Origin of the sequence: Pacificoceanicola algae (assembly GCF_049341065.1) — a bacterium.
Lineage (GTDB): Bacteria > Pseudomonadota > Alphaproteobacteria > Rhodobacterales > Rhodobacteraceae > Pacificoceanicola.
The window spans coordinates 1-13,490 of record NZ_JBMPIX010000013.1 but is presented as its reverse complement, the minus strand read 5'-3'; the positions used below and the strand labels follow the sequence as shown (position 1 = coordinate 13,490).

At 58.0% G+C, this 13,490-nt stretch carries 11 protein-coding genes and 1 pseudogene; 9 read left to right on the top strand and 3 right to left on the bottom strand.

Features of this window, described 5'->3' with window-relative positions:
- Nucleotides 1–51: 51 nt before the first annotated feature.
- Together ACOYQJ_RS17045 and ACOYQJ_RS17040 are read left to right on the top strand one after the other, a co-directional pair.
- A complete protein-coding gene (locus tag ACOYQJ_RS17045) occupies nucleotides 52–1,671 on the top strand; it encodes an ISL3 family transposase (protein ID WP_420824325.1) in 1,620 nt (539 codons plus the stop codon).
- 99 nt (nucleotides 1,672–1,770) lie between these two features.
- The gene (locus tag ACOYQJ_RS17040; RefSeq protein WP_422907249.1) at nucleotides 1,771–3,129 is read left to right on the top strand and encodes an ISKra4 family transposase; all 1,359 of its coding nucleotides are present in this window, start codon (nucleotides 1,771–1,773) and stop codon (nucleotides 3,127–3,129) included.
- Between the two features lie 75 nt (nucleotides 3,130–3,204).
- On the opposite strand, the pseudogene ACOYQJ_RS17035 reads toward ACOYQJ_RS17040, so the two are convergent.
- Nucleotides 3,205–3,342 (bottom strand): annotated as a pseudogene (locus ACOYQJ_RS17035) (IS6 family transposase); the annotation flags it as partial.
- Between the two features lie 257 nt (nucleotides 3,343–3,599).
- Here ACOYQJ_RS17035 and ACOYQJ_RS17030 point away from each other — a divergent pair.
- A complete protein-coding gene (locus tag ACOYQJ_RS17030) occupies nucleotides 3,600–4,694 on the top strand; it encodes a tyrosine-type recombinase/integrase (RefSeq protein ID WP_422907248.1) in 1,095 nt (364 codons plus the stop codon).
- A gap of 137 nt (nucleotides 4,695–4,831) precedes the next feature.
- Here ACOYQJ_RS17030 and ACOYQJ_RS17025 read toward each other — a convergent pair whose 3' ends face one another.
- Both ACOYQJ_RS17025 and ACOYQJ_RS17020 read right to left on the bottom strand, forming a co-directional pair.
- A complete protein-coding gene (locus ACOYQJ_RS17025) occupies nucleotides 4,832–5,035 on the bottom strand; it encodes a type II toxin-antitoxin system RelE/ParE family toxin (RefSeq protein WP_422907247.1) in 204 nt (67 codons plus the stop codon).
- Nucleotides 5,032–5,289, bottom strand: a complete 258-nt coding sequence (locus ACOYQJ_RS17020; RefSeq protein ID WP_422907246.1) for a type II toxin-antitoxin system ParD family antitoxin — start codon at nucleotides 5,287–5,289, stop codon at nucleotides 5,032–5,034. The genes ACOYQJ_RS17025 and ACOYQJ_RS17020 overlap by 4 nt, the downstream gene beginning before the upstream one ends.
- 157 nt (nucleotides 5,290–5,446) lie before the next feature.
- On the opposite strand from ACOYQJ_RS17020, the gene ACOYQJ_RS17015 reads away from it, so the two are divergent.
- The 6 genes from ACOYQJ_RS17015 to ACOYQJ_RS16990 all read left to right on the top strand — a co-directional run bounded on the left by ACOYQJ_RS17015 (nucleotide 5,447) and on the right by ACOYQJ_RS16990 (nucleotide 13,018).
- Complete coding sequence (locus ACOYQJ_RS17015) at nucleotides 5,447–6,328, top strand: recombinase family protein (protein ID WP_422907245.1); 882 nt, start codon at nucleotides 5,447–5,449, stop codon at nucleotides 6,326–6,328.
- 366 nt (nucleotides 6,329–6,694) lie between these two features.
- The gene (gene repA / locus ACOYQJ_RS17010; RefSeq protein WP_301070029.1) at nucleotides 6,695–7,894 is read left to right on the top strand and encodes a plasmid partitioning protein RepA; all 1,200 of its coding nucleotides are present in this window, start codon (nucleotides 6,695–6,697) and stop codon (nucleotides 7,892–7,894) included.
- Nucleotides 7,894–8,862: a plasmid partitioning protein RepB gene (repB, locus tag ACOYQJ_RS17005; RefSeq protein WP_301070030.1), complete on the top strand. Its 969-nt coding sequence runs from the start codon at nucleotides 7,894–7,896 to the stop codon at nucleotides 8,860–8,862. The genes repA and repB overlap by 1 nt, the downstream gene beginning before the upstream one ends.
- A gap of 209 nt (nucleotides 8,863–9,071) precedes the next feature.
- On the top strand, nucleotides 9,072–10,151 hold the full coding sequence (gene repC / locus ACOYQJ_RS17000; RefSeq protein ID WP_422907244.1) for a plasmid replication protein RepC: 1,080 nt from the start codon (nucleotides 9,072–9,074) through the stop codon (nucleotides 10,149–10,151).
- 115 nt (nucleotides 10,152–10,266) lie between these two features.
- On the top strand, nucleotides 10,267–12,444 hold the full coding sequence (locus ACOYQJ_RS16995; RefSeq protein WP_301070032.1) for a ParB/RepB/Spo0J family partition protein: 2,178 nt from the start codon (nucleotides 10,267–10,269) through the stop codon (nucleotides 12,442–12,444).
- Between the two features lie 100 nt (nucleotides 12,445–12,544).
- A complete protein-coding gene (locus ACOYQJ_RS16990; protein ID WP_301070033.1) occupies nucleotides 12,545–13,018 on the top strand; it encodes a UCP036055 family protein in 474 nt (157 codons plus the stop codon).
- Nucleotides 13,019–13,490: the final 472 nt, after the last annotated feature.

The window sequence follows — 13,490 nt, the reverse complement described above, 5'->3', positions numbered from 1 at the left end:
AATTTGTGTGGCGCAACTATCCTGAGCTTGGAACATTCGGGAGGGATAGTCGTGATTTCAAAAAAGCACTGGTCGCCCGGGAGCGACGTTTCGGTTCAAGGCGTTAAGCGACGTGATTCCGGCGGGTGGCTTGTATCCGGTGTTTTGGCACCGAGAGGCATCTGCCCAGATTGTGGTTTGCATTCTCGGCGTCGTCACGGGTGGCGGCAAAGGCGGCTACAGGATTTACCTGCACTTGGCGACAAGGTAACAATCGCACTCTGGGTCTGCAGGTGGCGATGTCGCGCTTCCACGTGCCCGCGGCGGACTTTTTCGGACTACACCTCGTCAATTGCGCGTCCATTTGCACGTCGAACTTCGCGTGCTGATGACATTGTAGTTCATCTGGGGCACGCCACGGGTGGACGGCCTGCCGAGCGGCTCTTGCGCCGTTTAGGCGTCGGTGTCAGCAATGACACGGTGCTGCGACACCTCAAGAAGTGTGCGGAAAGCGTCGCCCCGCCGCCAACGGTCATTGGCATCGACGATTGGAGCTGGCGCAAGTCGCAGACTTACGGAACCATCATCGTCGATCTCGAGCGGCAGACCGTAATTGATATTCTTCCGGATCGGAGCGTTGAAAGCTGTGCGAGCTGGCTGCGGCAGCACCCTGAGATTGAAGTCATCAGTCGGGATCGTTGTGGCGGATATGCGAAGGCCGCACGTCAGGGTGCACCGCAAGCCCTGCAGGTCGCAGACCGTTTCCATCTCGTCCAGAACCTGCGCCAGGCCATTGAAGAGCAGATGAATATGCATGGCCGCGCCACCGGGCGGGCGCTATTGTCAGATGCCGAAAACATCAGCACGGCCAATCATCTACTGCGATCGCGTCTTGCTCATCGGAAATCACGTGAGGAAATTTTCCGAAACATCCATGCGCTTCGTGATCAAGGGCTGTCTTGTAGCGAAATTGGACGTCGGACCGGCTTCCCGCGTCGTAGTGTGGCGAAGTGGTTGAGCTCCGACTCGCCACCAGACCGCCGCCGAGCTGCATTGAAGCCCACGTCGCCGTGGTATTTTGAGAGCATACTGGCCGATCTCTGGAAACAGGGTATCCGGTCCGGCCAGGAATTATTGGTCGAAATTCAACGCCATGGCTATGAGGGCAGCTTGTCTCATTTGCAACGTCTGCTGGCCGGATGGCGAAGGGATGAACAAACCGTTCTAGCAGGCCCGACCGACACGCCGCTGCCCCTGGCGCCTGTGCGGGACCCGCAAACCGGTCACGCCATTTCGCCGGTTGTCGCAGCGGCGCTCTGTATCAAGCCGCGACGCAAATTGACCGCAGACCAGGCCCAAAAGGTAGATGCATTGAAGGCCGGATCGCCAAGCTTTGCCACGATGCGGAGCCTTGCCATGCGGTTTCAGGGCATTTTGCGCGGCGACCAGTCCGCCCCGCTGGACGCATGGATCGACCTGGCCATTGAGACTGGCATCCCACCAATCATGCGCTTTGCCCGCACGCTGCACCGCGACATCGAGGCCGTGCGCAATGCCATCGAACTTCCGTGGAGCAACGGTCAGGCTGAGGGCCAAGTCAATCGCCTGAAGACCCTCAAGCGCGCCATGTACGGTCGCGCCGGACCAGAACTCCTCAGAGCCCGAATGCTGCCACTGCGCCACACAGATTGAGGCAGAACCATTAAATATGAGATTTTGTCTTTAATTCGGGAGTGGGCAAAACTTGGGGGTGTCTGTGTATGTTGGTGGTTCATTGAGGAGGGAACTACCATGGACGTGCGGATTATTGTCGAGACGACTTTCGAGAACGGAACCACAAAGAGGCATCGTCTCGGCCGTCTATTCCGCCCGTTTCGGCGCACGCAGCCTGAGGGGTTCGGGTTGTTGCTCGAAGATGCGAAGACCATCCTGGGGCAATTGCAGAATGCGATCCTGCGCGACCAGATCGAGGAAATTTCCGAAGCCAGCAGGATCTGTCCGGACTGCGACGGGGTCCGGGCCATACATGATTATCGGTCGCGGGTGCTCGACACGCTCTTCGGCAGGTTCGAGGTCAAAGCGCCGCGCATTCGCCGATGCGCCTGCAATGCAAAATCCGATGTTGTCTTGGGCGGATCGCTTTCGCCTATCGCTCACTTTTTTCCGGATCGATCGACCCCGGAACTGCGACGCCTTCAAGCCGAACTTGGGGCGCGTCATTCCTTCCGGGAAGCGGCGCGTATCCTGGAAACCTTTCTGCCTTGCGCGAAGCAGGTGAATACATCGGTGCGCAATCGACTGGGCAAAGTTGCCCGGGAAATCTGCGACAGCGAGCAGACTGGGTCGTTGGTTCCTTCAGCCGCCGAAGAGGCGCCTGCGCTGACGGTTTTCCTGGACGGTGCGCATATCCGATGCAGGCCGGAATATCAGAAGCGACACCTCGATGTTGTGGTCGGTAAAATTGAAGGCCACGATAGGTGCCGTCGCTTCGGCTTGGTGCAACAGGCGGTCCTGTCACCCGCCAGTCAGCTTCGCCAGGACTTGAGGGCTCTCGGTTGGGATCACGAACAAACCGTCACGGTAATTTCGGACGGGGAACCAGCCCTGCCAAACCTCGTCCGCAATGCCGTCGGTGGAAAGGTTCGCCACATCCTCGACTGGTGGCATATCTCGATGCGCATTCAGCATGTCGAGAACGCGGTAAAAGGCCTGCTGCAGAGCAGGGGTTTCTCCGGCATTCCAGTGCTGTTCAAACGTCCGGCCGAAACGCTGCGATGGTACCTTTGGCATGGAAAAATTCTTACGGCCACGACCAGTCTGCAATGGTTGATCGTCGATTGCACGCGGCTGAATACAGATGATCGCATGGCGGCTGAAGCAGCCCGACGCGTGCAAGCCCGGTGCCGGGACCTCTATTCCTACCTTGCGAACAACATGGACAGCCTAACCGACTATGGTCGGCGGTACCGCACGGGTCGTCCGATTTCTTCGTCCCGGGCTGAGGGCTGCGTGGACGACATCGGCAACACCCGCATGGGAAAGCGACGCCGCATGAGATGGTCACCCAAGGGGGCCCACCGGGTGGCCGTTGTCCGCGCCGCGGTACTCGACGGTCGACTGACCGGCGCTTACCAGAGAGCAGCCGCATAACCCCCAAGTTTTGCCCACTCCCCATTGATTTTATGGGACAAATTCAGGCCCGATTCTGATTAATTAGGGTGCAGTGACACCTCGATCGGCGAGAAGATCCTCGACAACTGCAGTACTGAGTGCGAAGCGATGGTGGACCCAGACGGCATATGCGACGATCTCGCGCGGAAAACGGTAGCCTTTCAGGCGCGGCATGGAGGATGGTAAATTCATACCCAACGCCTAACCAAGCAACGCACTGCAAACAAGTTGGCAATCCCGACCCATGACGGCATCCGGGGTAATGTGTCGATGCTGTCAGCGGCGTATGTCATGCCACAAGACGAGTCTCACGCGGCGCTTTCGTCCACAATATGATGTAAAAACCGCCCCGCTATATGGCTCTCAATCATGTCCAATAAGTTTGCCTTATCGGACATTACGAGATACGCTGAAAACCAGTTTAATTTCATCACTGGATTCACGGGAAAATGGCCTCAGAGGACGAGAAATCGACATCAAACTCTGGTGCGTTTAGTATCGCTCAGGACGACGAGAGAGATCAAGAAAAAAGCGACGCTATCTCCCTACCCGCCCACATCGCGGGCTCAGGCAGCCTCGATCGGCTGGTGGATACCGCGCGCGACTATGCGCGCGCCGCGGCCTCGGACAATACATTGAAGGCATATGCAAAGGACTGGGCACATTTTGCACGCTGGTGCCGGTTGAAAGGTGCGGAGCCGCTGCCTCCTTCATCTGAAATGATCGGACTCTACCTTGCGGACCTGGCGTCTGGAGCGGGCCCCTCGCCTGCCCTATCAGTTTCGACGATTGAGCGCCGCCTGTCGGGTCTCGCCTGGAATTTTACGCAACGCGGCTTTGCCCTCGATCGCAAGAACCGCCACATCGCCACCGTGCTCGCCGGGATCAAGCGCAAACACGCGCGACCGCCAGTACAGAAGGAAGCGATCCTGGCCGAGGACATCCTCGCGATGGTGACAACCCTTCCTTTCGACCTGCGCGGGTTGCGGGATCGGACGATCCTGCTGATCGGCTACGCCGGCGGTCTGCGCCGTTCCGAAATCGTTAGCCTCGATGTGCACAAGGACGACACGCCGGACTCTGGCGGTTGGATCGAGATCTTCGACAATGGCGCCCTTCTCACCCTGAATGCCAAGACTGGCTGGCGTGAGGTCGAGATTGGCCGCGGGTCCAAGGATCAAACCTGTCCCGTGCATGCGCTTGAGCAATGGTTGCACTTCGCAAAGATCGACTTCGGTCCAGTCTTCGTCGGCACCTCGCGGGATGGCAAACGCGCATTGGAAACGAGACTGAACGACAAGCATGTCGCCCGGCTGATCAAGCGCACGGTCTTGGACGCGGGCATCCGGTCGAATCTGCCCGAGAAAGACCGCCTCGGTCTGTTCTCTGGCCACAGCCTGCGCGCCGGCCTCGCCAGTTCGGCAGAGGTCGACGAGCGCTATGTCCAGAAGCAGCTTGGCCATGCAAGCGCCGAAATGACCCGCCGTTACCAGCGCCGCCGAGACAGGTTCCGCGTGAACCTGACCAAGGCAGCCGGGTTGTGACGTGGATCAGGAGTCTTCGGGCTTCAAAGCTGAAAGTGAGGCAATATGGCGAGGGAGATCGCTGCGGGAATGGAGGATGTCCACGATGATGACCTCGTCCGATCGATCCAGAAAGACCAGGAAATGCTCCCCTGCCCTTACGAATCGCAGGTCTTCGACATGATCAACGAGAACTGCCAACTCCGGCTATGGGCCTGGCCGTTCAGAATACTTTCACAGCAGTTGAGCAATTCCGCCTCGTAGAGCTCTGCTTGGCGCAGCCCAAAATTTTCGATCGTCCATCTGGCGACTTCAGTGAGGCTGGCTTCCGCACGACGGGTCAGCCGGAAGGATCGGCTCATGATCGCGTGCGCGCAGTCGCAAAGGCCCTCCGGATCGCATCTTTGCCGCTGCCCTCCGCAAGATCACCCGCCTTGGCCTGCGTCAGACCTTCCAGGAGACCCTTCCGGATCCCGGCCAGCTGTGCTTCTTCCTGCTCGAGCAGCCTCAGGCCAGCGCGCAAGGCTTCACTCACATTCTGATAGCGCCCGGACGCCACCAGTGCTTGAACCAGATGGTCCTGAGTTTCGGTCAGGACAACGTTGCGTGTCACCATGAGTCAAGTCTCCTATATTGGCAATATATGCCAATACTGAGTTCTGGTCAATGGAAGCTGACCTTGGGCGACGCACAGCCATCACACGACCTCTCCTCTCGTCGCTCTCAATCGGTCGTTTATTAGCGATAGATAGAACTGCAAAAAGACTGTTTTGATGCCCCTGATCGGTTATGCCCGCGTATCGACCGAAGATCAGACCCCCCTGCCCCAGTCGCAGGCCCTGAAATCCGCAGGCTGCGCCGAAATCCATGAAGAACAGGCCTCGGGCGGCAATCGTGCGCGGCCGGTGCTTGCGCGGGTGTTGGAGCGCATCGGCAAGGGCGACACGCTGGTGGTCGTGCGGATTGACCGCCTCGCGCGATCCCTGTCGCATCTGCTGGAGGTGATCGAGCGGCTGGAGGCCAAGGGTGCGTTCTTTCGTTCCATTCAGGACCCGATCGACACCGGGTCCCCGCAAGGCAAGTTCACGCTGCAGGTTCTGGGCGCCGCGGCCGAGTTCGAGCGGGCGCTGATCCGGGAACGTACCAAGGCGGGGCTGGCGAGCGCCCGTACCAAGGGCCGGGTCGGCGGGAACCCTGGACTGCGGGCCAAAGACCCTGCTGCTCTTCGCAAAGTGCGGCTGGCGCGACAAGACGGCTACATGGAGCGTCTGAACGAGACGGCACAAGATTGGGTGCCCCATGTGCGCCGGTTGCGACCCGACTTGGCCTGGGAAGACGTGGTGCGCATCATCAACGGCCCATTGCCCGAGGCGCGTCGCTGGACGCAAAGCCGCCTGTTGCGTGCCGTGAAGGCCTACGTGCGCGACGGCTTCCTGTCTGAGGCCGTTCTTGGCCGTGCCGGGCGACGCGAGACCAACGACCGCCTGCCGGCAGTCGTCGCCGCCATCAAGGGAGCAGACCCTGATATCACGCTACAGGCGATCTGCGCCCGGTTAGAAGCGATGCGCGAACGCACGCCGCGCGGGCGAAATGGCTGGCAGCCTTCATCCGTCAAGATACTGTTGGAGCGCGCTGTGAAGCTGGGGATGCTGTAGTCAATAAATTATAGATGTTCGTCGAGCCACAGACGACATCATGTTTCCAGAATCATCCCCGCCTAAGCCACGAAATCTCGGATTTCTCAACAAAGAAGGGGGGTTACGGTGTCGCCGGGTCATTTTTTTGGTGCAGGGCGTATCGTGGTTAGCAATCATTTTATATATTACTATCAATGCCTTAATTCCTATTTATGCGCGAACAGAGGGTTGTTGCTGTGGATAACTTATACACCACATCTAGATTCTTCTTGCCGGATGCGCGCGTTCATGGCATTTCCATTCTGACGGCGAAACGCGTCAGGCGTACTTTTGATCGTCAGAATGAGAAAGAGCCTTCGAAAAGGCCACGAGAGGCGGCAGAACATGGATGATCGTAACGCTGGATATGCGCAAGGTATAGGCTCATCTGATATTGGAGCCTTCGCGGACAACCTAGCCGAGTCGCTCGATCGGCAGATGAAAATCGCGTTCGAGCCCGAAGAGCGCAAGTCTTTGAGACGTTTTAGTTCGACTGAGGTCGCGAGTGTGCTCCGCGTCAGCACATCAAACCTGCGCAATCGACATAAAGACGGGAGCTTCCCCGACGTTCACACCGATAATCGCGGCCATAGGTTTTACAGCGCCGAGGAAGTAGATACTCTGCGCGAAATCCTCGGTCGCACCGGAAAGAACGCGGACGCCTATCGTCCCGGGCGGCGGGAGGGTGATCGCCTCCAAGTGATTTCGGTGGTCAACTTTAAGGGTGGGTCGTCCAAGACGACGGCGACAATTCACCTAGCGCAACGTTATGCTTTGCGTGGCTATCGAGTGCTCGTACTTGATCTGGACCCGCAGGCCAGCCTGACTACTTTCTTTGGCTTCCGACCTGAACTGGAGTTCGCGGACGGCGGCACCATTTACGACGCTTTGCGGTATGAAGATCAGGTTCCGCTCTCAGAGGTCATTCAGAAGACCTACTTTCACAAGCTCGACATGGTCCCGGCTGGGTTGATGCTTTCCGAGTACGAAACCGAGACAGCAAATGCACTTGCCCGCAGGGCCCAACCGATCTTCGCAGAACGCTTGGCTTTGGCATTGGAAGAGGTCGATGCCGACTACGACATCGTTCTGATCGATTGCCCCCCTCAATTGGGCTTTTTGACATTGACGGCACTGTCTGCATCGACGGGCCTTCTTGTCACGGTCGTCCCGGGTATGCTCGACATTGCTTCAATGAGCCAATTCCTCAAGCTGGCATCCGAGACAATAAAAGCTGTCGAAGAGGCCATTGCGAGACGCGTCACATGGGACTTCGTCAAGTTCCTAGTCACACGATATGAGCCGTCCGACGGTCCTCAGACACAGATGGCCGGATACCTTCGATCCATTCTAGCAGGGCAAGTCATGACGGAACCGATGCTGAAATCCACCGCGATCTCCGACGCCGGCATGACACAACAGACCATTTACGAGGTTGATCCGAACCAGCTCATCCGAAAGACGCTCGATCGTGCGCTGACGAGCATAAACAGCGTCGCTGATGAGCTGGAGCAAACAATTCAGATGGCATGGGGGCGTCGCTGATGGCTCGCAACATCTTTAACCAGCCTCCGAAAGAGGATTCCGAAGTCACGGCTTCACCCCCTGCCCCGGCAAAATCTTCCAGACTTCCAGGATCCGTCGGCGGGTTGCGTGACTCCTTGCGCGAGATCACAGCCAATTCGATTCGCGACATTGATCCTGACCGGATTGACATAGACGGCTTGCGAGACCGTCTCGTGCTTGAAGACGACAGTATAAATGAGCTTGCCGAAAGTATTCGAAAGCATGGTCAGCAAGTGCCTATCATGGTCCGCCCTTCGGACCAGCCAGACAGGTATCGTGTCGTTTACGGTCGCCGCCGACTCGCTGCCATCCGAAAGGTTGGAGGGACAGTCAAAGCGATTGTGCGAACGTTGGACGACGACGCGTCCCTGATCGCGCAAGGCCAAGAGAACAATCTCCGACTGGACCCCTCTTTCATCGAGAAGGCTCTATTTATCAAAGAGATGCAGGAAGCAGGATACAAGCCAGGTGTCATTCAGGACGCTTTGGGCCTTACACGCCAAGGCGTCTCAAATCATCGCGTGGTGATCGAGCAATTGCCAGACGAACTAATCCGCCTCATTGGGCCGGCACATGGCATCGGTCGGCGCCAATGGGGGGATCTGGCCGCGCTGTCTAAGAAAGCTCCCTTGATGGACATCGCAAGGGAGACGCTCTCCTTGGTGAAAAACGATACGCCAAGCCCTGAGAAGTTTCAGGCCGTCTTCGATTCGGCCTCCAGCAAGGCGCGTGGTGTCGCTAAGCGAAAGACCCCAAGTCAATCCAGTGTGGTCAGAGATGAAAGCGGCGCTCCGCTTGCCATGCTTGCCATCGATGGTCGATCCGTCGCCATCAAGATCACGCGGAAAGATAACCCAGAATTCGGCCAATGGGTCGAAGAGAACGCCGAGGCAATGCTTCGCCAGCTCTTCGACCAATGGCGGAATGAGAGAGGCTCGGGGTCCTGACCCCGGCTACAACGAGAAACACGAGCAGAGGAGAGAGACGAAGGCCAATAAGAAAAGAGCCCCCCAAGGTTTCCCCCGGAGAGCCCTCATCATCAGTTTTGCACCTATGATGTAGCAATCTCCAACAATGCGGTCAAGAGTCACCGATTCGGTGGACATCTTTTTATTGCCTTTTCACGCACCAACTTGCGGGAAGAGATGGGGAAGTTGTGGGCAAAACAGCCCTCGTTCATAGAAACATGACATTCACAAAACTGTCCATCAAACGCAGCGAGGCTTACCAAGCCATCGGTGAAGCAACATCTAAGACTGAAACTGACGTCTGGGTCATCTTCAGGGCTCTCAGAGACTCACACACCCAGTTTGGGCTTCGGCCAAACCACATGCAAACACTCCAAGCCATGCTCAGCTTTCTAAAGCCAGGCCAGGGTGAAACAGTGTTTGCCTCCAACTTTGAGATCTGCCGCCGTGTCGGAGGTATTGATGAACGAACTCTTCGCAGACACATTGATCGCTTTCTCGAACTCGGCTTCATGACACGCCACGACAGCCCAAACCGCAAACGGTATCGTGTTCGATCCTCAGACGGCCAATGCATCAGCTACGGGCTGTCTCTCTCTCCTTTGATCGAACGTGCGAACGAGCTCATGGCTATGGCTCAAGAGGTAGAAAATAGACGCCGTGACTGTATCTTTGTTCGCAAACAAATCCTCACAAGACTTGCCCAACTAGAAGAGTTTTGGCCTGAAAGCACTTTTCCATCAGAGGTCAGGAAAACTCTTAGAAGGAAGTTGTCTCTGGCTGAGTATCACGCATTGCTCACTAAGGCAGAGGCTGAATGTGATCTGATGTCCACCGCGGTGGACGCACCCAAAGCAACCTATTTGTCCGCCAATGACGGACAAGTTGACCGGCATCATTCTAAGTCAATAAAAGAAGATAAAGATTTAGAAAGAGCGGAAAAACCGGAAGTCAGGACTTTGACCTCAATATGCAATCAGGCAACGGCATTCGCTACGAACACGCTTAGAACATGGGAAGACGTAGAACATCATGCGCAGACGTTGGCACCAATGATGGGAATACACGCCTCGACTTTCGAAAAAGCTAAGAAAGCCATCGGTGGTCAAAAAGCATCCAGCGCGATCTTCATTATGCTTCAACTCGGCAATCGCATTCGAAACTTTGGAGCGTATTTCCACAGCATTACACTTGGCAGACGCGTACATCAGTTCAACCCATCTCTCTTACTCGAAAGACTAGCAAACTCAGAAAGGGCACACGCATGATGTCCACCGCGGTGGACATTCTCCAATCGCTTAGAGGAAGAGAGTGGCTGTGAAGGGTTTGACGGGAAGTGAGATCGGGAGAGTGGCTTCCGACGCCCGTCGTGGAGAAGAACTGATGGCAAAAGTAACCCAGAAAATCATCCTGTCCCCTTCCCGGGATATCCCCTTTGACAAGCTCGTGCTGAGCCAGTCCAATGTGCGACGCATCAAGGCTGGCGTATCCGTTGATGAGTTGGCCGAGGACATCGCCCGCCGCGGCCTACTGCAGAGCTTGAGCGTGCGGCCTGCCCTGGCGGATGACGGTACCGAGACTGGCAGGTACGAGATCCCGGCCGGTGGTCGGCGCTTCCAGGCACTGTCGCTGCTGGTTAAGCAGAAGCGTTTGAACAAGAGTACGCCTATTCCCTGCATCGTGCGGGACGCGGGCTCTGACATCCTCGCCGAGGATGACTCTCTTGCGGAAAACATGCAGCGTGTTTCTCTGCACCCCCTAGACCAGTTCCGTGCCTTCGTGGCGCTGCGCGAAAAGGGCCAGGGCAATGAGGAAATTGCGGCTGCCTTCTTCGTCACGCCGCAGATCGTGAAACAGCGGTTAAAACTCGCCTCCGTCGCCCCTGCCCTGCTCGAGGCCTATGCCGAGGATGGCATGACGCTGGAACAGCTGATGGCCTTCACTGTGAACCCAGATCAAGACCGTCAGGTTCAGGTCTGGGATGTGATCAATTCTTCCTGGAACAAGGAGCCCTTCCAGATCCGACGCATGCTCACCGAGACCTCGGTCCGGGCGTCGGATCGTCGTGCGGTATTTGTTGGTGTCGACGCCTATGAAGCTGCTGGCGGCACGATGCTGCATGACCTCTTCCAAGGCGACGACGGCGGCTGGCTTGAAGACCCTGCGCTGCTCGATCGCCTAGTGACGGACAAGTTGCAGGCCAAAGCTGAGACGATCGCTGTCGAGGGCTGGAAGTGGATCGAGGTGTCGCTTGATCTCCCCTATGGCTACAGCCATGCGCTGCGGCGATTGGCCGGTGATCCTGCGCCGATGACGGATGACGAGGGCGCGGCCCATGCCAAGCTGCTGGCCGAGTATCGGGCGCTGGAAGAGGAATACGCTGGCCAGGATGAATTCCCCGAAGAGATCGACACTCGTCTCGGCGAACTCGAGCAGGCGATGGAGAAACTTGAGATCCGGCCGCTGATCTTCGATCAAACAGAAGTCGTGCGGGCAGGGGCTTTCGTCACGCTCGACCGTTACGGTGAACTCGCTGTCTACCGGGGCTATGTGCGTCCTGAGGATGAGCTGCGGATCGAGACCGCGGTCCAAGACGGGATCGATCCAGCGGCAGCGGGGCAGGGGGATGAGCTGACTACCACGGATGGCAATGGCAGTGATGCTCATGGTATTGTCGGGACCATCATCACGTCGGGTGGTCAGCCCTTTGAGGTTGGTCTGGCGGATGACGAGGATGATGGCACGTTGAAGCCATTACCCGAGCGGTTGGTCATGGAACTGACAGCGCACCGGACCTTGGCGCTGCGGGAGGCCGTCGGGCGCTCTCCTGACGTCGCGCTGACGCTGCTGCTTATGAGGCTGGTCACCGACACGTTCCAATCTACGGGTGCGTCGGGAGGCTGCTTGGAGGCTTCGGTTCGCCAAGTCTATATGTCCGCGCAGGCTGCCGATCTGAAGGACAGCTCAGTAGCGCAGGCTGTGGACGAGCGTCACGCCGCCTGGGAAGCAGAACTGCCGCTTGGCGACGATGCGGCCCTCTGGGACTATCTGACGAACCTTGATCAGGCGAGCCGCCTGTCGCTGTTGGCCCATTGCCTCAGCTTCGGGATCAATGCGCTGCATGAGAAGGTGAATCCCTATGGTGCGGGTATCTCGGCTAATGGTCTGACCCGGCGCATGGTGCAGGCGGATATCGTGGCACAGGCAGTCGATCTCGACATGGTCGAGGCGGGCTGGGAGCCGACGGTGGACACCTATCTGAACCGCGTGCCCAAGGCCCGCATCATCGAGGCCGTGCGCGAGGCCAAAGGGGAAGGGACCGCTCAGCTCCTTGATCATCTCAAAAAGGGCGAGATGGCGACCGAAGCCGAGCGACTGCTGAAGGGCAGTGGTTGGTTGCCCGAGGTCCTGCGCCGCGGCGATCTGGTGGTACTGGACGGCGAGGACAGTGTGGAAGGGCAGGGGGCGGATACGGCTGATAGCGTCAGTGACTCTGACCTTCCTGCTTTCCTGACAGACGATCTGCCTGCCGATAGCGCGTCGATGCTCGCTGCTGAGTGAGATCAACCAGCCGGGGGCGGGTACTCCCGCCCCTGATCACCATATAAATTAACTATATCAATAGGATGAGTGCGATTTCTCGCATTCGGGAAGAGGAATCATGTCTGCAACAACGATCATCGACACAGCACCCCTCGGGGCGCTCATTCGTTACACCGACGGCAGCCCCAAGCCTCCCTCACGCTTCACCAAGAAGCTGGCGGCCTGGGAACGCTCGAACGGAATGGGGCGCCTTGTAAAGAAGGAACCACCGCGCCCCTATCCGACGTGGACAGCTCCAGCGACGTTTACGCTCCACGAAGGCAACTTCGCCTCTGACGGGGTTATCCTCGTCACCATCATGCGCAGTCACTCGGCTGACAGCACCTTGGTCTTTGAGGTGGCAGAGAAACCGAGAGCCGGGCAGGTGCGCGTCTTGCTGGATTTCGGCGGCAACACGGAACTGCTGCATTTGGCCGAGTCGGTCACGGTGGCCGAACTCTGGATCGCCAAGGAGGGCTATCGCAACGCGCGGCTGGAGATTGTCGGCGAGGACGACAGCGATAGGGCAGGGGGCACGGAGATCGCTGCCTGAGCCCACATAAAACCAGAGGGGCCTACCGAAGGGTGGGTTTCTCACCCATCACAACCCTGTCCTTTGAATTCGCGGGACACCAAGGATCCATCCCCAGGAAGGAGGTCTTCAACCAAGAGCTTGGCCGGAAGGCGGGCGGGGTGCCAAGCATCAGCGGTACAACCGGCTCCAGTCGTCAGGGGACCATCCCCCGCTCGCCATTCCCTTCCTTGCCCCGAATCCCGTCTTCGAGATCAACCCGCGAGGGGTCGGACTACGGGCAAGCCCGTGCCGCCGGTCGGATTCGGACGAGCCGAACGCACCCGGTGATGTCAGCCAGTCTTCGGGCCTTCGAGGTCCTGTCGCGCGGGGGATGGTCCCCCGCCTCCAAGACAGGAGCCAAACAGATGTCCCGTAAAGATGCACACGCCTTCGCCGCCTCCCTCGCCGCCACGCTCATGGTCTCGATCGTCGTCTTCCAGGCAGGGGATGG